This window comes from Paraburkholderia madseniana, assembly GCF_009690905.1.
Taxonomy (GTDB): Bacteria; Pseudomonadota; Gammaproteobacteria; order Burkholderiales; family Burkholderiaceae; genus Paraburkholderia; species Paraburkholderia madseniana.
In genome coordinates this window covers 39,558-60,341 of sequence record NZ_VOSW01000013.1, presented here as the reverse complement: position 1 = coordinate 60,341, position 20,784 = coordinate 39,558, and the positions used below count along the sequence as shown (strand labels likewise).

Annotated in this window: 23 protein-coding genes and 1 pseudogene; 16 read left to right on the top strand and 8 right to left on the bottom strand. The window is 60.8% G+C overall.

Features of this window, described 5'->3' with window-relative positions; all coding sequences use genetic code 11:
• Positions 1 to 14: 14 nt before the first annotated feature.
• Positions 15 to 362, top strand: a complete 348-nt coding sequence (locus FSO04_RS09205; RefSeq protein WP_154559439.1) for a Spy/CpxP family protein refolding chaperone — start codon at positions 15 to 17, stop codon at positions 360 to 362.
• Between the two features lie 71 nt (positions 363 to 433).
• Positions 434 to 820 (top strand): hypothetical protein, encoded by a 387-nt coding sequence (locus FSO04_RS09200; protein ID WP_154559378.1) that lies wholly within the window; start codon positions 434 to 436, stop codon positions 818 to 820.
• A 173-nt stretch (positions 821 to 993) separates the two neighbouring features.
• Here FSO04_RS09200 and FSO04_RS09195 read toward each other — a convergent pair whose 3' ends face one another.
• Both FSO04_RS09195 and rimJ read right to left on the bottom strand, forming a co-directional pair.
• Positions 994 to 1,854: an alpha/beta hydrolase gene (locus FSO04_RS09195; RefSeq protein ID WP_154559377.1), complete on the bottom strand. Its 861-nt coding sequence runs from the start codon at positions 1,852 to 1,854 to the stop codon at positions 994 to 996.
• A 29-nt stretch (positions 1,855 to 1,883) separates the two neighbouring features.
• Entirely contained in the window at positions 1,884 to 2,486 is a 603-nt protein-coding gene (gene rimJ, locus FSO04_RS09190; RefSeq protein WP_154559376.1) for a ribosomal protein S5-alanine N-acetyltransferase, read from the bottom strand.
• A gap of 336 nt (positions 2,487 to 2,822) precedes the next feature.
• On the opposite strand from rimJ, the gene FSO04_RS09185 reads away from it, so the two are divergent.
• Positions 2,823 to 3,206 (top strand): nuclear transport factor 2 family protein, encoded by a 384-nt coding sequence (locus FSO04_RS09185; RefSeq protein WP_154559375.1) that lies wholly within the window; start codon positions 2,823 to 2,825, stop codon positions 3,204 to 3,206.
• 64 nt (positions 3,207 to 3,270) lie between these two features.
• On the opposite strand, the gene FSO04_RS09180 is transcribed toward FSO04_RS09185, so the two are convergent.
• Positions 3,271 to 4,023, bottom strand: a complete 753-nt coding sequence (locus FSO04_RS09180; RefSeq protein WP_154559374.1) for an SDR family oxidoreductase — start codon at positions 4,021 to 4,023, stop codon at positions 3,271 to 3,273.
• Positions 4,024 to 4,212: 189 nt separating this feature from the next.
• Between FSO04_RS09180 and pdxR the strand changes: the two are divergent.
• Positions 4,213 to 5,757, top strand: a pseudogene (pdxR, locus tag FSO04_RS09175) (MocR-like pyridoxine biosynthesis transcription factor PdxR).
• On the opposite strand, the gene FSO04_RS46295 reads toward pdxR, so the two are convergent.
• The gene (locus FSO04_RS46295; RefSeq protein WP_166618160.1) at positions 5,744 to 5,908 is read right to left on the bottom strand and encodes a hypothetical protein; all 165 of its coding nucleotides are present in this window, start codon (positions 5,906 to 5,908) and stop codon (positions 5,744 to 5,746) included. The pseudogene pdxR and the gene FSO04_RS46295 sit on opposite strands and share 14 nt — an antisense overlap.
• Before the next feature lie 466 nt (positions 5,909 to 6,374).
• Here FSO04_RS46295 and FSO04_RS09170 point away from each other — a divergent pair, with 466 nt between their 5' ends.
• The 7 genes from FSO04_RS09170 (at position 6,375) to FSO04_RS09140 (ending at position 12,364) form a co-directional block, all read left to right on the top strand.
• Positions 6,375 to 7,418, top strand: coding sequence for an AraC family transcriptional regulator (locus FSO04_RS09170; protein WP_154559438.1), 1,044 nt, complete (start codon positions 6,375 to 6,377; stop codon positions 7,416 to 7,418).
• 211 nt (positions 7,419 to 7,629) lie between these two features.
• Positions 7,630 to 8,562 carry a hypothetical protein gene (locus FSO04_RS09165; RefSeq protein ID WP_154559373.1) on the top strand — a complete coding sequence of 311 codons (933 nt, stop codon included), beginning with the start codon at positions 7,630 to 7,632 and terminating at the stop codon, positions 8,560 to 8,562.
• 46 nt (positions 8,563 to 8,608) lie between these two features.
• The gene (locus tag FSO04_RS09160) at positions 8,609 to 9,181 is read left to right on the top strand and encodes an OsmC family protein (protein WP_154559372.1); all 573 of its coding nucleotides are present in this window, start codon (positions 8,609 to 8,611) and stop codon (positions 9,179 to 9,181) included.
• A gap of 236 nt (positions 9,182 to 9,417) precedes the next feature.
• Positions 9,418 to 9,846, top strand: a complete 429-nt coding sequence (locus FSO04_RS09155; protein WP_093641710.1) for a YciI family protein — start codon at positions 9,418 to 9,420, stop codon at positions 9,844 to 9,846.
• A 158-nt stretch (positions 9,847 to 10,004) separates the two neighbouring features.
• A complete protein-coding gene (locus FSO04_RS09150) occupies positions 10,005 to 10,292 on the top strand; it encodes a DUF1330 domain-containing protein (RefSeq protein ID WP_154559371.1) in 288 nt (95 codons plus the stop codon).
• A 330-nt stretch (positions 10,293 to 10,622) separates the two neighbouring features.
• Positions 10,623 to 11,588, top strand: a complete 966-nt coding sequence (locus tag FSO04_RS09145) for an EAL and HDOD domain-containing protein (RefSeq protein WP_166618162.1) — start codon at positions 10,623 to 10,625, stop codon at positions 11,586 to 11,588.
• A gap of 119 nt (positions 11,589 to 11,707) precedes the next feature.
• Positions 11,708 to 12,364, top strand: a complete 657-nt coding sequence (locus tag FSO04_RS09140; RefSeq protein ID WP_233464785.1) for a GntR family transcriptional regulator — start codon at positions 11,708 to 11,710, stop codon at positions 12,362 to 12,364.
• 42 nt (positions 12,365 to 12,406) lie between these two features.
• Here the strand turns inward: FSO04_RS09140 and FSO04_RS09135 are convergent, their stop codons facing one another.
• The 4 genes from FSO04_RS09135 to FSO04_RS09120 form a co-directional block, all read right to left on the bottom strand.
• Entirely contained in the window at positions 12,407 to 13,144 is a 738-nt protein-coding gene (locus FSO04_RS09135) for an amino acid ABC transporter ATP-binding protein (RefSeq protein ID WP_154559369.1), read from the bottom strand.
• The gene (locus FSO04_RS09130; protein WP_054033465.1) at positions 13,122 to 13,811 is read right to left on the bottom strand and encodes an amino acid ABC transporter permease; all 690 of its coding nucleotides are present in this window, start codon (positions 13,809 to 13,811) and stop codon (positions 13,122 to 13,124) included. The genes FSO04_RS09135 and FSO04_RS09130 overlap by 23 nt, the downstream gene beginning before the upstream one ends.
• On the bottom strand, positions 13,811 to 14,479 hold the full coding sequence (locus FSO04_RS09125; protein WP_154559368.1) for an amino acid ABC transporter permease: 669 nt from the start codon (positions 14,477 to 14,479) through the stop codon (positions 13,811 to 13,813). Before FSO04_RS09125 ends, FSO04_RS09130 begins: the two co-directional genes overlap by 1 nt.
• Positions 14,480 to 14,548: 69 nt before the next feature.
• Complete coding sequence (locus FSO04_RS09120; RefSeq protein WP_154559367.1) at positions 14,549 to 15,379, bottom strand: transporter substrate-binding domain-containing protein; 831 nt, start codon at positions 15,377 to 15,379, stop codon at positions 14,549 to 14,551.
• Positions 15,380 to 15,539: 160 nt separating this feature from the next.
• Between FSO04_RS09120 and FSO04_RS09115 the strand changes: the two genes are divergently transcribed.
• Genes FSO04_RS09115 through hydA form a run of 5 tightly spaced genes read left to right on the top strand, consistent with a single transcriptional unit; the run spans position 15,540 to position 20,781 of the window.
• A complete protein-coding gene (locus FSO04_RS09115; protein WP_233464784.1) occupies positions 15,540 to 15,845 on the top strand; it encodes a (2Fe-2S)-binding protein in 306 nt (101 codons plus the stop codon).
• On the top strand, positions 15,835 to 17,259 hold the full coding sequence (locus FSO04_RS09110; protein ID WP_233464783.1) for an NAD(P)/FAD-dependent oxidoreductase: 1,425 nt from the start codon (positions 15,835 to 15,837) through the stop codon (positions 17,257 to 17,259). Before FSO04_RS09115 ends, FSO04_RS09110 begins: the two co-directional genes overlap by 11 nt.
• Positions 17,256 to 18,416: an NAD(P)/FAD-dependent oxidoreductase gene (locus tag FSO04_RS09105; protein ID WP_154559364.1), complete on the top strand. Its 1,161-nt coding sequence runs from the start codon at positions 17,256 to 17,258 to the stop codon at positions 18,414 to 18,416. The genes FSO04_RS09110 and FSO04_RS09105 overlap by 4 nt, the downstream gene beginning before the upstream one ends.
• Positions 18,413 to 19,363: a dihydrodipicolinate synthase family protein gene (locus FSO04_RS09100; RefSeq protein WP_154559363.1), complete on the top strand. Its 951-nt coding sequence runs from the start codon at positions 18,413 to 18,415 to the stop codon at positions 19,361 to 19,363. The genes FSO04_RS09105 and FSO04_RS09100 overlap by 4 nt, the downstream gene beginning before the upstream one ends.
• Complete coding sequence (hydA, locus tag FSO04_RS09095; RefSeq protein WP_054033454.1) at positions 19,360 to 20,781, top strand: dihydropyrimidinase; 1,422 nt, start codon at positions 19,360 to 19,362, stop codon at positions 20,779 to 20,781. The genes FSO04_RS09100 and hydA overlap by 4 nt, the downstream gene beginning before the upstream one ends.
• Positions 20,782 to 20,784: the final 3 nt, after the last annotated feature.

Below are 20,784 nucleotides of genomic sequence, written 5' to 3'. Positions count from 1 at the left end.
CACGTGCAAGCGTGATGAACGTTGCGGCCCATAGCCAGATCGATACGCGTATCAGTGGACTTCACACGAGGCTTCAGATCACCGCGGCGCAGGAAGAACTTTGGCAAAAGGTCGCTCAGGTCATGCGTGACAACGCGGGAACGATGGACTCGCTCAGACAGGCACGAAGCAGTCAAGCCAACAGCATGAGCGCTGTCGACGATCTCAAGTCCTATGGCCAGATCGCCGATGCCCATGCGGACGGCATCAGAAAGCTCACCCCGGCGTTTCAGGCACTCTACGACAGCATGTCCGACGTTCAGAAGAAGAACGCCGATCTGATCTTCCAGACTGACCATCACCACGCCGCGAAGAAGGGGTGATCTCAAGACACCCGCAACGGGAAGCGGACTGGCACCTCAGTAAGGTCCCGGATCGCAGACAGGAGTACATCATGAAAATTCAAAGAGTGAGAGCCGCGTGCATGGGCTCGATGAAGACCGGAATCACGACTGCAGTTGGCCTGGCACTGGCTCTTGGCGGCATGTCCATGGCGCCCGCCTTCGGCGAAGGCAACGGTAACGGAAACGGAAACGGAAACGGCAATCACGAGGGCCAGGAGCAGCATGGAGCGAATAACAACTATCACCATAACCAGGGGCATCAGTCGGATCACGGCAATCGGCAGGCCTATCAGCATCCCAACAATGACCACCGTCGCGGCGACTATTCCGACAACTATTACGGCAACCAGGACTATGTGTATGCGCCGCCACCCGTGGTCTATGCCCCGCAGTCGGCACCGGGCATAAGCTTGTTTATACCGCTCCAGTTCCGATAGAACGCAGGACCCGCGCCTGGTGATTGCCGTTTCGACAATCTTCCAGGCGGGTCCATAGAGGCAGGATCCCGCCGAATCTGAATTTGGATTCTGGACGAGAGATATGCTGTTTCCCGTGTGGCTCAAACGCGCTGGGTTCTGCCCGTCGCGTACGGCCGCATCGAGACGACCCGCTATTTGGGCACGGTTCCCGGGTCTTCCAGCCATCGCGAGACCGCCGACAGTACCTGCGTCTCGATGCCAAGAAAACCATGTGGCGACTTCGCCCCGCATTCACTGGCGCCCATTCTGCCGCGCTCGCTGCTTGATACTGCCAGGAACTGCAACCGGTTGTCCTTGGCGAGCGTGCGGGCCGCGCTAAACGGTGAAACCCGACATCCGTCATTTTCGTTCGACACAACCAGAACCGGCGTAGCGCCGACGTCCCATTGCATGCCCGAAAGCCCGGTCTCGCCACGCATGCCGATCGTGACGGGCGACGTCAGTACATACGCGTCGACCAGCCGTGGTTCGCGTTGGAGCACATTGCCAACCGAAATCGTGCCCCGGCTGGTACCCACGAGGGCGATTTTTGCAGCCGGAAAGCGTTGCCTGAGCGCCGAGACAATGACGTGCAAGTCCTGAGCGTGAGCTTCGCTCAGACGGAACGCGTCATTCATGCCGGATGATTGATCGGATGGCGCATCGACGATAGCGATCGCATCGCCCGAAGAAGTCCAGTATCCGGCGGTCCGGAGGAGGAAATTTGCCGTCATTGTCGTCGGGCCGGTCTCGTCGAGGGCGATAACGCCTTCATCTCCGGCAAACAATACGATGACCCATGGCGGCGCGCTGGCGGGCTGTTCGATGAAGACGGCCTGGGTTTGCGACCCCCGTACCGGGACTTGCAGCAGTTCACCTGAATACGCGGGCATTGCGGTTAGGACGGTGCAGGCGAACGCGCAGACCGGGACCGCGAATTTAAGCAACGATTTCCAAAGCCTGTTGGCGAAGCAGGCGATGGGCCTTGCTCGTGCTGATTTCTGATCGCGCATTCTGAATGAAGACCGCGTTGTTGTTCCATTCACAGCATACGTGAGTTGGATGGGGGATCGGCAAGATCGTCTGGATTGACCAACGATGTAAGTACGTGATCGGCCCAGGAACCATTGATCTTCAAGTACGACCGAGCGAGGCCTTCCTTCTCGAAACCAAGACTAGCCAGTAGGTGCTCGCTGCGGGTGTTCTCCGGTCGATAGTTGGCCATGATGCGATGCAAGCCGATATCTCTGAACACGTGCTGGATGGCCACCCTTAGACTCTCTCGCATTAGGCCTTTCCCTTCGACCGCTTTCGCAAGAGAGAATCCAAGATGACACGCTTGGAACGGTCCCCTAACGATATTGGTAAAGTTGCATTCACCGATCAACTGACCGCCTTCACGTTCAAACAGCACGAGATGAAGAGCGTTTCCTGTTGCGGTTTGATGAGTCGTTGTGCGTAGCCTGTCGGCGATCGCATCCACATTAAAAAAACTTTCCTGTCGCGCAGGCTCCCAAGGCTGAAGATGCATTCGATTGGCTGCGTAGTACGCCTGCAGCGCGCTTGCGTCGTTCTCGCTGACGGCTCGCAATATCACGCGTTGGGTGGTCAGTCCTTTATCTGGATGGTTCGCCGCATTTGCCATTAGTCTATCGCCCTTGATATGCAATATTGCGCGTGATTGTACCGAAGCCAAAAACTACGCTCGGCACCTCCGGCGCCGGCGAGTCACGAGCTACACACGCAACGAGATTGACCCCACGCCAGGTTGAACCTTTCAGACCCCCCACTGCCGCTCAGTAGTTCATTTGCTACACTGGATCGAAGAGCAGACCCGTTTGGCACTCGGTTTGACTCTGATGCCCGCGCTCGGATTCGGCACGCTGATTCCCGATGCAGCTACGACGACCAGTCGGGCAGCCCGGGGTTTATTCCGCGAAGTGCGCAATAGATCGACGTGAACGGTATTCGGAGGCAAGCCATGCAGGAAGAACAAATACGTGAAGCACTGAATGCCCACTGGCACGCGTCGGCGGCCGGCGATCTCGATGCGGAACACGATATTTACGATGACGACGCCATCTGTGACTATCCTCAATCAGGTGAACGAATCCTCGGGCGAGTTAATTTGCAGGGGCTGCGGAGTCATCATCCAGATAAGCCATCAGGTTTCGACGTCAGGCGAATTCAAGGAGAAGGTAATCTCTGGGTCACGGAATACTCCATCACCTATCAGGGGCGGGCGGCTTACACGGTAAGCATTATGGAGTTCCGCAACGGCAAGGTCGTTCACGAGACCCAGTATTTTTCGGATCCTTTCGAGGCACCGGGTTGGCGGAGTCGATGGGTTCAGCAGAACGCGTGAAGGCGCATTGCTCGAACGTGCGGTCGCAACAATGCGTTAGTTCAGGTTTCGCATAAACCTGCAATCAACCCTTTTTAGCCTGCGCCAGCCACTGGTCGAGACTGATGCGGCCGGTCCGCGCGTCGCCGAGCGGCACGAGCGATTGCTCCTCGACACGGCCGCCGTAGTACAGCGCATCGCGATCCGTCACCACCGGGCGTGCGTCGCCTACCGATTTCAGATAACGGGTGACGATCTCCGCGAAGGGCGCGCGGTCCGGGCCGGCGATCTCGACCGTGCCGTTCAGCGGCGTGGCGAGCGCGATCTGCGCGAGGCTCGCCGCGACGTCGTCCGCGGCGATCGGCTGAAACAGGCCGTCGCCGACGCGCACCGTGCCGCCGACTGTGCTGAAATCCGCGATACCGCCGATGAACTCCATGAACTGGGTCGCGCGCACGATCGTGTACGGCACGCCCGCCGCTTCGATCACTTCTTCCTGTGCAACCTTGGCAACGAAATACGCGTTCTCCGGCGTGCGGTCGCAGCCGACGATTGATAGCGCGACATGATGGCGTACCCCTGCGGCCACTTCGGCTTTGCCGAGGTTACGGGCCGAGGTGCGGAAAAAGTCGAGCACCGCCTGCGGCTCCCACGATGGCGCGTTCGTCACATCCACTACAACGTCCGCGCCCACGAGCGCGTTGCTCAGGCCTTCGCCCGTAACGGCGTTTACGCCGGTGCGCGGCGACGCGGCAAGCGCTTCATGACCCGCCTCGCTGAGCAGCGTGACCACACGCGAGCCGATCAGGCCGGAACCACCGATTACGACGATCTTCATGGCAGATTCTCCAGATGAAAGTAACTGAACATGTGAGGCGCTGGCGGGCATCGTATTGCGTGAAAGTGTTCGCCGCCGTCGCATCGCGTGAGGCCATTGTGGAAGAATCATGCTCTATCGAAAAGTGCCAAGAATTGTCGATCCGACTAGTCCATGTCGGTTGCTGCTCCCCTTGCCCGCGAGACCCTCATGACCGAACCGACTCCCGCATTGAGCATCGAAATCGATCGGCAGCAGCAGTTGCCGATCTATCTGCAGATCTGCGAGCGTTTCAGGACCGCGATCGCCGCGGGGCATCTGCGTCCCGGCGATCGCGTGCCTGCGCTGCGCGGTCTCGCCACGCAACTGAGCACGGCGCGCGGCACTGTCGAGCTCGCCTACACGATCCTCGTCGACGAGGGCTACCTGCAGATGCGCGGCGCGGCGGGCACCTTCGTATCGACGTCGCTGCCGGCATCGGTGATGCGCCCGTCGCGTGCGCAAGGTGTTCAGGACGCGCGGGGCAGGCAGAGCACTGAAGGAACGGGCACGCCGCAGACGCCGGGCGAATCGCGCAGTGGTCAAGCGGCGCCGCGGCAGCAGGCCATCGCCGTCGCCATGAGCGGCGAGCCGCGGCCGTTGTAACCAGGGCTGCCTGCGCTCGACGCATTTCCGAGCAAGCTATGGAACCGGCTCGTTTCGCGTCGCGCGCGCAGCGGCGACCGCGCGATGCTCGCGTATCCGGATCCAGCCGGCTACCGGCCGCTGCGCGAACATATCGCCACTTATCTTGGGCTGTCGCGCGGGGTGACCTGCCTGCCGGAACAGGTGTTCGTGACCGGCGGCTACCGTGCGACGCTCGAACTCGTATTGCGCAGTCTCGCTCGCCCGAATGATCGCGTGTGGTTCGAGGATCCCGGCTATCTGTTCGCGCGCGGTTTTCTGGCCGAGACCGGCGTGCAACTCGTACCGGTGCCGGTGGATGGCGAAGGGATCGACGTCGAGCGCGGCACACTGCTGGATGCAGAGGCGCGCTTCGCAGTGGTCACGCCGTCGCATCAGAGCCCGCTCGGGCACACGCTGTCTCTCGCACGACGCATGGCACTGCTGGACTCGGCAGAGAAAGCGTCCCGCTGGATCATCGAAGACGACTACGACAGCGAGTTCCGTTATCTGGGCCGGCCATTGCCGGCTTTAAAGAGCCTCGACCGGCGCGATCGCGTGATCTATTGCGGCACGTTCAGCAAGGTGATGTTTCCCGGTTTGCGGCTCGCGTATGTGGTGGTGCCGGAGCGAGCCGTCGAGCGCGTTGGGCGGGTGGCGCACAGCATGAACGCCGGATCCCCGACGCTATTGCAGGCAGCCGTGGCGGATTTCATTGAGCAGGGGCATTTTGCGCGGCATCTGAAGCGGATGCGTGCGTTGTACGGCGAGCGGCGCGTGCTGGTCGTGCACGCGCTGGAGCAGGCGTTTGGCGAACGGCTGATTGTCGATTTGCCGCCAGGTGGAATCCAGTTCGCGGTGCAGTTCGCCGAAGGCCCCGATGGCCCGGTCGACGATGTCGCCGTCGCCGCCCGCGCCCGCGAAGCGGGGCTCGCGGTGCTGCCGCTTTCGATCTGGTACGCGAATGGCCGCGCGCGGCGCACGCTGCGCGGCCTCGTGATGGGCTTCGCGAACATCGCCGATGCGCGTGAGGCCGGTCGTCTCGCGCGAACGTTGCGCGCGTGTCTGGAGTACGGCACTACCCCTTGTTGAACAGGCTCAAGACACGGGACATGGATTTTGCTGCCAGAGCGAGCAGAGCGCCGGAGACGCTGTAGTCGACGTTGAACATCAGGTCGATCAAATAGAACATGGATAGCGCGATGAGCGGGTGGTACATCGCAAGGCTTATCAGGCGTTTCATCGGCATCTCACGCGGTTTCGTTTGCACGAACCGGTAAGTCACTGTGCGTGAACCGATCTGCGCAAGTTTCGTGGCGTGCCAGGCTTCCGGAATCCGTGGAAGGTTTGGCTGCGAAGTACGGATGACGCTGTTCTGTCCCGTCCCGTCCTGTGATGAACTTTGCCTCTCGCAACCTGTTGCCGTCCTGCCCGTGCGTCGATGTTTTTTGCCCTATCGTCCAAGTCTTGCCGATGGTTCTCGTGGCCATTGCAGAGCGTCCAGAAAGCTTGTCTGTTCCTCCTGCAAAAGGGGACGATGTGTTGCACGCGTTTATGTCACACAGCGATGCATCGAGCGCACTGAAAAATCGGTAAGGCATTTGTCATCTACCGCCGCAGCGGGTATAACATGGACCCCTCGGTCAAAATGAAGAATGACCGGCCTCCCGGTTCCTTACCCGGGAAATCGCATACCACGCGAGCTCTTCATGGATGCAGTTTCTGACGTCCTGCGCGCTGTGCGCCTAAGCGGCGCGGTATATCTGACCGCGACCTTCACGGCACCGTGGTGCGTGATAGGCCGTACGGATGCTGCGCTCTGTGCGGCCTATCTGCCGCGCTCCGAACGTGTCGTCTCATATCATCTGATCATAGAAGGTAGCTGCTGGGCCCAACTGGCAGACGACCCCGATTCCGCTATTCATCTCAATGCCGGGGAACTGCTGGTGGTGCCGCAAGGCGAAACGCATTTGATAGGTAGTGCTGTGGATCTTGCGCCCACGCCAATGGAGGTGCTATTGGCTGGCCCGATGGCGGCAGCACCGGGTGAGGTGATGACGGTGTCTTACGGAGGCGGGGGACCTACGACTCGCATCGTATGCGGTTTTCTGGCCTGCGACGATACGCTGAGTAACCCCCTGCTCTCATCGCTGCCGCGACTCTTCAAGATTGATATGCGCCATGATCCGCGAGCAGCATGGCTTGAGTCCTCTCTCAAGTTTGCAGCCAGCGAGGCTGCGAGTTCGCGGGCGGGCGGTACGATTGTCCTCGCCAGACTGTCCGAACTCCTGTTTGTCGAGGCGGTCCGTAGCTGTATTGAAGCGCTTCCTGCCCACGAGACAGGATGGCTGGCCGGCGTGCGCGATCGCTACGTGGGGCGCGCGCTTTCGTTGCTCCATGCTCAAGCCGTCCACCCCTGGACCGTCGATGAGCTTGCACGCAAGGTGGGGTTATCGCGTTCCGCGTTGGCGCAACGCTTCACCGACCTCCTTGGACAACCGCCCATGCAGTACCTGGCGCGATGGCGCATGCAGATCGCGGCGCAGGAACTTCTCGCCGGCAGAAAGTCCCTCGCCGCTGTAGCGGAGCAGATTGGCTATGAGTCTGAGGCGGCATTCAGTCGAGCCTTCAGGCGGGAATTTGGAATGCCGCCGGCAGGCTGGCGGAAGAGCAAAGGAAAGATGGACGGCGCTGGCGAATCTGCGCAGGCCGCGCCCGCTGCGAGTGGCATCACGCCACCAGCAGATCAGTGACATCGACTGCCATACCCGACGCAACGTTCACTCGCACGCGTCAAAGCTGACCCGGCGTTTCGGCCATATCTCCCGGTGGCCCGGCCATAGAACCTCGCGTCTCCCAATCGTACATTCGAGCGTACCGGATGCCAGATCAACCATCTGGTTCTGGCCGGTAGATGAGCATTCACCGCTCGACCGCACGTAGGTCCACATTGGGAGAAATACTATGAACGCAGTATCGCGACTCTCCAACCACGATCGTTACGCCCGTTGCATTCGCGCTTCAAAGATGGTCAGTTGGGACATCGAGCGTGACGTGATTGGAGGCCGCACCTTTGACACGTCCCAGAAGTATCTTCCCGATGGGCTTTCACTGGCTCCGAATTTCTTCACGCTCTCCGAGAACGAAAAGCGTTTCGTCAGCCAGATTCAGGGGCGCACGTATGCCAACGTGTTCGGACTGGTAGAGCGCTTCATCAACGCCAAGGTGCTGGAAGTCAGCCGCGACCATTGGCTCGGCGATCAGGTAGCGCTTGAGGCGCTGGTCCGATTCAGTGAAGAAGAACTCAAGCATCAGGCGTTATTTCGTCGCATCGACGAGATGATCGGTGAGACTCTTCCCCCGGGCTATCACTTCGACGTCGACTCGAATGCCGTTGCCTCTGTTGTTCTCGGTAAAAGCACGTGGGCCGTATTGGCGCTGACGCTGCATATCGAACTGTTCAGCCAGCTCCACTATCGCCAGAGTATCGCTCCAGACGATCAGCTATCGGAGCTATTCAAGAGCGTGTTCCTCTATCACTGGAAGGAGGAGAGTCAACACGCCATTCTCGACGAGCTCGAATGGGTCCGTCACGACGCCACCATGACGGACAGTGATCGCGACAAGACTGTTGACGAATTCATCGAATTAGTCGCCGCGATCGACGGCATTCTGCAGGCGCAGGCTGCAGCCGACGCGCGTTATTTCAAGGCGAACTGCGGGCGCGCAGTCGACGAGACGGAAGCCCAGTCGATCGAAGCGAATTTCCTCGAGGCCTACCGGTGGCAATACATCCACTCGGGTGTACGTCATCCCCATTTCGGCGAGGTGCTTCATGGCCTCATCTCCGAAGACCAGCGCATGCGCATCCATGCTGCGCTCGCCACACTGCAATGAGATTTACCGGAGCTGAACAGTCCACCTATGTTGAAGGAGATGGAACATGAATGCCAACGCACAGATCAACAAACCTAATGTCGTCAACGGTCTTAACGTCGACGACCTGTTCGCCCTGATTGAGGGCGTCAAGAACGATGTTTCGAAAGCCACCACCAGTTGGCGCGTAGCGACGAGCTGGCAGGGGCAGACTCGAACTCGCGCCGAGGTAGAGGGGTTCTCGATCGGCGGGCAGGATGTGCCGCGCCGGTTCACGATCGATATCGATGAGCCCTGCGAACTCGGTGGCTCGAACAAGTTTGCCAATCCTCAGGAGCATCTGATCGCCGCGCTGAATGCCTGTATAACGGTGGGTTACGTGGCGCAATGCGCCGTCCGCGGGATTACGCTCGAGTCCCTGCAGATTGAGACCGAGGGTGAAATCGATCTCAGGGGTTTTCTCGGGATCGACCCGCAAGTGGCAAACGGTTACGAGAGCCTGCGCTACACCGTTCGTATCAAGGGCAGCGGTACCAGCCAGCAATTCGCGGAAGTCCATGACGCGGTAATGGCCACTTCCCCCAACGTCTACAATCTGGCGAACGCCGTCGTTCTGAAATCGACCCTCGTGGTCGGGTGAACTTGGCGATGTGGGCGCGGCGACTCGAATCGTACCACCCCACATAGGATCGATCCAATTAGCGCATCGCCGTCTGGGGCTGTTTCGTGGCGGGCAATGCATGACTACGTTCGCAGCGTTCTGAAAAAACTGCGAAGTCGTATCTTGCGCATGTCGATTTCTCCCACGATCATTCGTCGTAGTTACAGGAGGCGCTTTTGTCTCCGAACACTATCGTCTTCAAAGGAGAAACCCAAATGCGTGTAATGGTCATGGTCAAGGCAACCCCCGAATCCGAAGCCGGGCAAATGCCAAGCATGGAGCTCATCGCGGCGATGGGCAAATATAACGAGGAACTGGTGAAGGCTGGGATCATGCAAGGCGGCGACGGGCTGAAGCCGAGTTCGGCAGGCGTACGCGTGAGGTTTTCAGGGAAGGACCGAACCGTCGTTGACGGCCCATTTGCAGAGACCAAGGAATTGATCGCCGGGTACTGGCTCTGGCAAGTTCAATCGATGGACGAAGCGATTGAATGGGTAAAGCGCTGCCCGAATCCGATGGTGAGTGATTCAGAGATCGAGATTCGGCCTTTCTTTGAGCCTGCGGATTTTGGTGAGGCCTTTACACCTGAGCTTCAAGAGCAGGAAAAGCGTCTACGGCAGCAGATTGACGGGCAGACGCGCTGACAATTTTCACCGCATCAGTCTGCGGGGCGCGCGGAGGCAGCCCCGCCCCGCCTGTCTGAGGTTTGAGTCAGGTGTCCTGGCGCCGTACAGGGACGAGGTGCAACGCGGTTTCATGGCATCATCGTGTGCACCTTCACACCACCGCTGGAGCGCACGCCATGGCAACTTACATTGTCTTCACAAAGGAAAGCACGCAGGATCAGGGGGAGCTCGATATCTACCAAAGCAAGGTGGGCGAGACCTTTAAAGGTCATCCCGTCAAGATTCTCGCTGCTTACGGACCTCAGCAGATCCTTGAGGGCGACGGGCCGGAGGGCGTCGTGATCGTGGAGTTTCCGTCGACGGCGGCCGCGCGCGCGTGGTACGACAGCCCGGCGTATCAGGAGGCCGCGCAGCACCGGTTCAAGGGCGCGCGCTATCGCGCCGTTCTCGTCGAAGGCGTGTGACGAACGGCAGCGCATAACTGTTTTGCATATTGTTAGGCTTTCCAACCAGAGGTAGTCGTGAACAGCGTTTCAATTGAGGCCGTCGCACCGGGCGATGCCGACGTGTTTGTGGCACGTCAACCCGTCATGGATCGGGCTGGTCGCGTTGTCGCATACGAGCTTCTTTTCAGAGACGGTCCCACCGGAGGAGCGCGGATCGGGGACGAACTGCGCTGTACGACGGCGGTGATTGAACGCGCAGTCGGCTCGATCGGTCTCGAACGGCTTGCCGGGAGCAAGGCTTGCTTCCTGAACTGTCCGCATGATTTTCTGTTTTCGGACTACCCGTATGTGCTGCCGGCGTCACGGTTCGTTCTGGAGATTCTTGAGTCTGTCGAGCTGACATCGAACCTCTCGCGACGGTGCAGCGAGTTGCGAGGAGCGGGCTTCCAGATAGCGCTGGACGACGTCAGGAGCATGACTGACGAGATCCGATGGTTTCTTCCTTCCGTCGACATCATCAAGATCGACTGGCCGTTTGTTGAACGCGCGGAGTTGCCAGAACTGGTCAGTCAGTTCAAACGTGCGGGAAAGGTCGTGCTCGCCGAGAAAATCGAAAGTGCAGAGGATGCGGAGTATGCCCGGCAACTGGGTTGTGATCTGCTGCAGGGCTATTATTTCGCCAAGCCGCAGATTCTTTCGGGCAAGCGCGCGATGCCGCCAGTCAAGGCAATTCTTCACGTGTTCGACCTGGTCGGCAGCGACGCGCCGTTGGGTAGTATTGCGCGAGCGCTAAAAGAGACGCCAATGCTGGTTGCCCAACTGTTACGGCTTGCAAACAGCAGCGAGCAGCCCAACGGCAAGACGGAGCCCATTTCATCGCTCAAGCAGGCACTCTCGGTAGCCGGAAGCCGCAGACTTTTGCATTGGTGCGGACTGCTGCTTTACGTCGGCCGGGACGGGCTTCCAGTCGAGGATGATCCGCTTGCGCTGCTTGCGCAACGACGGGCACATTTCATGGAAGAGGCGATCGACGCGATACCGGATGGATCACGCTCGCTGGCGTCCGCAGGCTATCTGACGGGCATGCTGTCGCTACTACATGTGGCGTATCACATGGAACTGCAGAGCTTTGTCGACGAACTACCCGTTTCTGATTCCATCCGGCTGGCTATCCTTAACGGCGGTGGCGTACTCGGCGAATTGCTGTCGGTCGCCGCGCTGCTTGAACGGGGCGATGTGGATGCGGCGACGGTGAGACTTCAACGGCTGGCGGTTTCTCCTGCAGAGGTTCGGAAGATCGTCGAGTGCTACTGACGCGATTTGCAGTATCGGGGGTGGTATGACGGCCAGTCTCAGTCGTTCGACGGCGTATCAATGTGGACATTCGATCGCATACAATACGTATACCGTGCATCCGAAGTGAGTGAGACGACGTGACAGCATCTTCCTTGACAACCCCGGAAAAACTGGGGGAACTGGCCTATCAGACTTTGCGGCGAATGATCCTCGACAAGGCATTACGCAGCGGCGGCGCCGTCGTTGAAGGGCGGCTGGCCGAGGAACTCAACATTTCCCGCACGCCCATGCGCGAAGCGTTGCTGCGGCTCGAAGGCGAAGGGCTGTTGACGCGCGCCGGGGCTCGCTCTTATTCGGTGCGCTTCGTCAGCGCGCAGGAATATTTACAGGCGATGAAGGTTCGCGAGCTGCTCGAAGCGGAGGCCGTCGGCCTTGCCATCGGCAAGATCGACAAGAAACAGATCCAGCAACTGATAAAGAAGATCAAGGCTCTGCGCAGTGGGCAGCAGGAGCAGGAACACTGGCAGATCGACGACCAGGTTCACACGATGATGGCGCATGCAAGCGGCAACGACGTGCTCGCGCGGATGATCGAAGTGGTGCGCACGAACAGCCGGCTGTTTGAACTCACGACACCTTTCAATCGAATCGAGGAGGATCGCGCCGAGCACCTTGCGATCCTCGAAGCGTACGCTGCCGACGACGCAGAAGCTGCACGCGCCGCCGTTCGCACGCACCTGCAGAACTTGCGCCGTTTCGTGCTTAACCGTCTGAGTGGAGGCAGCGGTCCCTGAACCGGATCGGCCCGCTAGCGACTCGCGGCCCCAGCGACTCCATCAGTGGCGCAGGATCTTGCCGACGAATTCACGCGTGCGCGCTTCCTGCGGAGCATCGAAAATCTGCTGCGGCGAGCCTGTTTCGATCACATGGCCACCGGCCATGAACACGACTTTCGACGACACCTCGCGCACGAAGCTCATCTCGTGCGACACGATGAACATGGTGATGCCCTCCAGCGCCAGAGCGCGAATCGTATCGAGCACCTCGGTGACGAGTTCAGGGTCGAGCGCGGCGGTGACTTCATCAAGAAAGAGCACGTTTGGCTTCAACGCCAGCGCGCGGGCGATTGCCACACGTTGCTGCTGACCGCCCGACAACTCGTCCGGATACGCTTTCAGCCTGTGCTCGAGGCCCACGCGCGTGAGCAACCGGATGGCATCGTCTTCCACCTGCTTGCGCGGCCACCCCTTGATCCGGGTAGGCGTGATCATCACGTTGTCCAGCACGGTCATGTTCTGGAACAGGTTGTATTGCTGGAAAACGATCGCGATTTCCGAGCGCAACGACCGCACGGCCGTCTTGTCCGCATAGTTCACAAGATCACCGTTCAGCCGTACGCTGCCGTGCTCCGGCGGCAACAGCCCCAGTAGAACGCGCAGCAACGTGCTCTTGCCTGACCCGGACGGCCCGATCAGGCTGACGATTTCACCTTTCTCGACTGACAGGTTGATACGTTCAAGGACCGTGTGCGGCCCATACGACGCCTTCAGATCAACGATTTCGAGTTGCGGCAAGTTTCTTCTCCAGGCGCTTACCCAAGCGCGACAACGGATACGACATCACAAAATAAAGCACCAACACCGTTCCGTACACGAGCCACGAGGAAAACCCCTTGTTGGTCAGCACCTTGCCGGCGGACGTCAGTTCCATCACGCCGATCTGCGAGGCGAGCGCCGTGTCCTTGATGAACATGACAAAGAACCCGAACGTGGGCGGCACGATCACGCGCCACGCTTGCGGCACGATGACGAAGCGCAGCGATTCGAAGTACGAGAAATTCAGCGTTTGCGCGGCTTCCCATTGATTTTTATGGACCGATTCGAGTCCGCTTCGAATGATCTCGCCAAGGTACGCGGACGCGATCAGGCAGACGCTCAGCGACGCGACGGCGAACGTCGAGAGATTTGCCTTCGACGTTTGGCTCGCGAAGAACACGAGCATCAGCGTGACCAGAAACGGGATGCGGCGAAACAGGAAGCAATAGACAAAGGCGAGGGCGCGCAAAGGCGCCATCGTGCGGGAATGCGTGACACGGACAATCGCTATGACGAAGCCCGCGAGAAAGCCCGTAAAGCAGCCGGCAGCGGACAGCACGAAGGTCGCGGCGAACCCTTCCACTAGCAACAGCAGGTTGTAGAAAGAAAACAGTTGTGCGATTTCGGCGTGTGAGGAAGCGAACATCAGAACACCTTGATTTTGGCGCGGCAGACATGGCGCCCGATCATCGCCAGTGCGAACGTCGCGATCAATGTGACGGCGACATACAGAACGGCGGCCACGCTGAACGCTTCGACCGAAAGGTAGGTTTGTGAACTGAGGTTGTACGTGCGCCCCGTCAGTTCCTCGACGCCGAAGATCGACGCCATCGACGTTCCGAGCGTCATGACGATGAACTGGTTCGACAGCGGTGGGAACATCACCTTCAGTACGTGCGGAAAGATCACATGCCGCACGATCTGCGGCGTGGAGAAGCCGAGTACTTCGGCAGCCTCGATCTCCATTAGCCGGACCGAATTGAACCCGGCGCGCTGGATCTCGCACAGATAGGCGCCCGCATTGAATGTCGCTCCGATCAACACCGCTGTGAACGGTGACAAGGTGACGCCGATCTCAGGCAGCGCGAAGAACAGGAAAAAGATCTGCACGAGTTGCGGCGTATTGGTCGCGAACACCACATAGGCCATCACCACTTTGCGCAAAAGCGCCGGCCCGTAGCGCAACACCGAAGCACAGACGAGGCCGATGATCATGCCGAACCCAAACGCGAGCACGGCGATCTGCAGGCTGAGCCATGCGCCGGCAAGCAGATAAGGCCACTGCTGGAGGATGGGCTCGAAATGTAGGGTCATCGAATAGTGGCTCCCGCCGGATGCGCAGTGCTCGTCCGTTACGGCGACGAGCGCTGTCGCCAGTTTCCCTTACTGCGCGGCTGCAACAGGTGTAGGTGAGGCGGTCGGATCGTGCAGCATGGCGCTGCCGAACCACTTCTTCCAGCTTGCGGCGACAAAGCCGTTCTTCTGCAACGTGCCGATTTCCTTGTTCAGACGCTGCGTCAGCGCCACATTGCCCTTTTGCACGCCGATGCAGTCGTAGTCCACTTCGATCGGCGCATCCACCACACGCCATTTCGTCGGATAGTTCTTCGTGTAGCTCAGCATGAAGTCGAGCACGTCGATCAATGCATCGGCGCGCCCTTGAGCGATAGCGCGAACCGCATCCGGATAGTTGTCGAGAATCAGAAGCTGCGCCTTGGGCAGTTTGTCGTGGATCAGCTGGATAGGCGTCGTGCCGCGTACCTGAACGAGGCGTACCGCCGGATCGTTCAACTGGGTCCAGTCTGAATAAGACGTCGCCTGTGTCGTCAGGACGCCTAGCACTTCGGTGTTGACCGGGTCTGTGAAGTCGATCACCTTCAGGCGGTCCGCGTTGCGCGTCATGCCGCCCATCACCGCGTCGATCTTGTCGGTCATCAGAAACGGCACGCGATCGTTCGAGCCAACCGGAACGATTTCGAGCTTCACGCCGAGCGAGTCGGCAATCTTCCTGGCAATAGTGACATCGAAGCCGTCGATGGTGTTTTTCGCGTCGTAAATGCCGAGCGGCGGCAGGTTGGGGTTGATGCCGAACACGATCTTCTTCGACGCGATGATTTCGTCGAGCGTGCGAGCACTGGCGTCGAACGCGCCGAGCAACGCGCAGGCGGCAATGCCCACGGCGAGCATGCGGGTGAGGAGGATCGAGGATTTCATGCGGCAACTCCGTAAGAGGTTCGGGGGCGAATGCTGACCGGTCTGGCGCACGGTTCGGACGCTTCCCGGACCGTCTTTATTTTGGCCATTTTGTGTATACGAAACGTATACGATAAGATAAAAACATCGACGAAATTAGTTGTCAAGGGAGCCATGCCCCGTGCTGGATGAGAAGACCATGCGCATCTCGAAGGCAGGCGGCGCGGCTACGGTGAGGTTTCTCTTCGACGGTCGGCCGGTGCGGGCGCGCCAGGGCGAAAGCGTGGCGGCAGCGCTGTTCGCCTCGGGTACGAAGACCTTACGGACGAGCCCGCGCAATGGCGCGCCGCGCGGCATGTTCTGTTTGATGGGGTCTTGTCAGGAGTGTCTGGTCGTAGTCGATGGTCGCCGCGCGCTTGCATGCCGGACGACGGTCATTGAAGGAATGCGCGTCGACAAAGTACCGGAGATCGGCCTTGATATCTGAGTTCGATGTCCTCGTGCTCGGCGGCGGCCCGGCCGGCGTGAACGCGGCGTTGGCTGCGTCGGCAGCAGGTCTCAGGGTCGCGCTGTTCGATGAGAACCCGGCGGCCGGCGGGCAGGTGTACCGCGCACCGGTCAGCGCCGCTGTTCCATCGAGTGCGGACCAGCAAGCGGGCGACGCGCTACGGCGCGAACTCGCTGAAAGTAAGGTCATCACCTACTTCGATCACGTGGTCTGGGCGGTCACCGCCGACTATCGCGTCGATGCCGCTGGTCCGGCCGGCCCCGTGCATTGCACTGGGCGTGCGCTGATCGTCGCAGCGGGAACCACGGAACGTGTCGTGCCCTTCGACGGGTGGACCACGCCCGGCGTCATCGGGCTGGCCGCCGCAACGATTCTCCTCAAATCGCAAGCCATCCTGCCAGGCCGCTCGACATTAGTCGCAGGTTGCGGACCGTTGCTTGCGGCCGTCGCCGCGAAGACGATAGAAAGCGGTGGCAAGGTCGAAGCAATTGCGGATATCGCGGGCCTTGGCGACTGGGCACGCGCGCTCCCCGCCATGGTGTCGCGCCCCGATCTGATGCGCGAGGGTTTCCACTGGTGGCGCGAAATTCGCCGCGCAGGTGTGCCGATTCATTCGCGGCACACGATAGTCAAAGTCGAGCCCGCCGGCGATCGGCTGCGCGCGACGCTGGCGCCGTGTGACGCAGCAGGGCGGCCCGTCTCCGGAGAACACCGCAGCGTGGTCGCCGACTGCATCGCGGTCGGTCATGGGCTGACCCCGTCAACCGAAATCACGCGTCTCCTGCGCGCGGAGCACCGGTACTCGCGGCAGGCGGGTGGATGGGTCGCCATCGCCGACGAGAACTGCCGCACCTCGCGCCCGCGGCTCTACGTGGCGGGCGACGGCGCAGGCATCGCCGGCGCGGCCGCAGCGAGCCATCATGGCACGCTAGCGGGACTCGCCTGCGCCATCGAGCTTGGCGGCACGGACATCGCCGGGCTCCGGTCGCGACTGTCATCCGTGCGTCGGGCGTATCTCAAGGCGGCGCGCTTCGGTCGTTCGATGGCGCAATTGATGGCGCTACGAGCCGGCCATACCGACGGCATTGGGCCGCAAACCATCGTCTGTCGATGCGAAGACGTGACGCGCGCCGAGATCGACGCCGCCTGCGACGCCGGCGCGCACGACGTGAACCAGCTCAAGGCCTGGACGCGCTGCGGCATGGGACCGTGCCAGGGCCGCACATGCGGAGACGTAGCGGCGGAACTGCTTGCCGCACGCGCATGCGGCGGCTCGCGCGAACGCGCGGGCTGTTTTTCCGCCCGCACGCCGTTGCGGCCCGTGACGGTTGAAGCGCTGACGGGCGAGTTCAGCTACGACGACATTCCGATCCCGAAGGCTGCGCCGCTATGAGCCAGCCGACGACAACCGCATTCGATGTCGCCGTGCTTGGCGGCGGCGTGATGGGCTGCACCACCGCACTATTTCTGGCGCGAGCCGGCATGCGAGTGGCGGTGATCGAACGCGATGCGCTGTGCCGTGGCGCGTCGGGCGTCAACGCCGGCACGCTGACGCTGCATATGACGCGTGCCGCGCTCGTTCCCTACGCGATCCGCGCGTGGAAAATGTGGATGAACACCGACACGTGGCTAGGCCACGGCGTGCTTGCGACGTCGGCACCCGGCCTCTCGCTCGCCTTCACCGAATCCGAGAAAGCGCTGCTGCAGCAACGCGCGGCGGCGAGGCGCGAGTACGGCGCGCAGATCGATCTGCTCGACCGGGATGCCGCGCTCGCCGTCGAGCCAGGCCTGAATCCCGCAATGCTGCAAGCCGCGTACTGTGCAACCGATGGCTTCGCGAGCGCCTATCTCACGGGCCGTGCTTTCCATGCGGCATTGCGCGAAGCAGGTGTACACGTTTTCGAGCAGACACCGATCACGCGCATCGAGCGCGTCGCTGGGATGTATCAGGTGTACGGCCCGGATGACGCCATCCGTATCGACGCGACGCGTCTGGTGACGGCGGGCGGCGTGTGGCTGGAACCGCTGCTCGCAATGCTCGGCATCCGCATCCCCGTCAAAACGCTCGTCAACCAGTTGATCGTCACTGAACGCATGCCGCCCGTGATGAGATCGGTGCTGGGCATCGCGAACGGGCTGCTGTCGATGAAGCAGTTCGCCAACGGCAGTGTCCTGATAGGCGGTGGCTGGCAAGGCATCGGCGATCGCGAGCGGGGCGGCGTGGAAACCGTGCCGGACAACCTGATCGGCAATCTCCGGCTCGCGCAGCATGTGATCCCCGCGCTCGCCAAAGCGCGCGTGGCCCGCATCTGGCTCGGCCTCGAAGCCGAAACTTCCGACGCCATGCCAATGATCGGTGTGCTCCCCGGTTCCCCCGATGCGTGGGTGATCGGTTGCGTGCATTCCGGTTACACCAGCGGTCCGTACATGGGCAAGCTGCTTGCCCAGGCCATGCTCGGCGAAGAACCCGAGTTGCCCTTGTTCGATCCGGCGCGGCTTGTTGTTCATGACGATGCGCCCGCCCAACTTCATCGGGAAAAGACAGAATGATCCCTACGCATGCCGACCCATTCAACGGCGTCTATGCCGCTACGCTGTGCCCCCTCGACGCGGATGGGCGACACCTGGACGAAGCGGCGCTCGAGCGGCATATCGAAGCGGTGGCGAGCGTCGACGGCATTGTCGGGCTTCTGGTGAACGGCCATGCCGGCGAGAACTTCACGCTCTCGGCGGCGGACAAGCGGCGCGTCGTGGAAATTGCGCATGCCGTCTGCGGCGATCGCTCGATCATCGTAGCCGGCGTGAATGCCGAGGACAGCTATGAGGCGCAGGCCCACGCAAACGACGCAAGACAGGCCGGCGCCGACGCCATGCTGCTGTTTCCGCCGTTCTCCTGGGCGCTGTCGACTGATCTCGACACCGTTCTGACGCATCACCGCATTGCTAACTCCGAGGCCCGCCTGCCCATGATGCTTTACCAGGCCGGCGTCGCCACGGGCGGCATGGCCTACACGCCGCAGATGCTTGCCGCGCTCGTCGGCTTGCCCGAGGTCGTTGCTATCAAGGAAGGCAGTTGGGAGACGGCCGCGTACGAAGCAAACCGCCGGCTCGTTAAATCGATCGCGCCGCATGTGGCCGTGATGGCATCCGGCGACGAACACCTGTTCACCTGCTTTGCGATCGGTACCGAAGGCAGCCTCGTCAGCCTTGCGGCCGTCGTGCCCGAACTGGTCGTGGCGCTGTATCGCGCTGTCGAACACGGTGATCTCGGCCGCGCGCAGCAGCTTCACGAGCGCATCTATCCGCTCGCGAAGGCAATCTACGGAACCGCACCGGGTTCGTACGCCAATGCGCGCCTGAAAGCTTGCCTGCACTTGCTGGGCCACTTTCCGCATCCGTCGATGCGCCCGCCGATCCCGCCGCTTTCCCATGCAGAGTTGATGCGTCTCGAAGACGCGCTCGCCATCGCAACCGACACTCAACGGAGTGATTCATGAGTTCGACCCCAACCCTCATCAAAGGCGGCCGCATCATTACGGCCGTTGACGACTACGTTGCCGACATTCTTGTGGAAGGCGAGCGCATCGTCAGCATCGGACTGAATCTCGACGGAGGACCGGATGCACGGGTGATCGACGCGGCAGGACTGCTGGTGTTTCCTGGCGGCGTCGATTGCCATACGCACATGGAAAACACCTTCGGGGCCTCGGTGACCTGCGACAACTTTGCGTCGGGCACACGCTCGGCCGCCTTCGGCGGAACGACGACGATCATCGACTTCGCGTTGCAAACGGCCGGCACGAGTCCGCTCGATGCGATCTCGCGGGCGCAATCGAAAGCCGCATCGGCCGCGAGCATCGATTACGGGTTTCATGTGATCGTGACGCAGGTGGACGAGCGCGTGCTCGGCGACATGCAATACGCGATTCGTCACGAAGGTGTCTCGAGCTTCAAGATGTTCATGGCTTATCCCGGCACGGTCATGTCGGACGACGCCGCCATTTTTCAGGCGATGCGGATGGTCGGCCAGCACGGTGGCATGATCGCGTTGCATGCCGAGAACGGCACGGTCATCGACCTGCTGATTCGCGAGGCGCTCGCTCAGGGCCATACCGCGCCGCGTTATCACGCGCTGACGCGGCCCGCGATCATGGAGGGCGAAGCGACGCATCGCGGCATCAAGCTCGCCGAACTCGCCGAAGCGCCGGTTTATTTCGTACACCTTTCTGCGAAAGAAGCATTGAAGCATGTGATCGAAGCGCGCGATCTCGGCATTCCGGTGTTCGCAGAGACCTGCCCACACTATCTGTTCTTCGACGAGTCGGCATACGCCGACGACAGCTTCGAGCTCGCGCGTTATGTGATGAGTCCGCCACTGCGCTCGAAGGAAGCGCAGAACGCGCTCTGGACCGCGCTCAAGACCGACGATCTGCAACTGATCTCGACCGATCACTGTCCGTATTGCATGAAGGAGGGGCATCGCGGCAACGTTAACCAGAAGCCGCTTGGACGCGACGATTTTTCGAAGATCCCGAATGGCGTGCCTGGCGTCGAAACGCGCATGACGGTGGTCTACGACGGTGGCGTACGCGGCGGCCGCATTTCACTGAATCGCTTCGTCGAATTGATGTCGACTGCGCCAGCCAAGCTCTTCGGCCTGTTCCCGAAGAAGGGAACGTTAGCGATCGGCAGCGACGCCGACATCGTCCTGTTCGATCCGAACGAGTCGCATACGATCAGCGCGGACACGCAGCATGGCGATTGCGACTTTACGTTGTTCGAAGGCCACGCAGTCACGGGCCGGGTGAAGAAAGTGCTGCTACGGGGGGAGTTACTGATCGACAACGGCGACTGGGTCGGACGGACCGGTCAGGGCCAGTTTGTCACGCGCGGCGAACTGGGCGGTCACTGGTAGAGC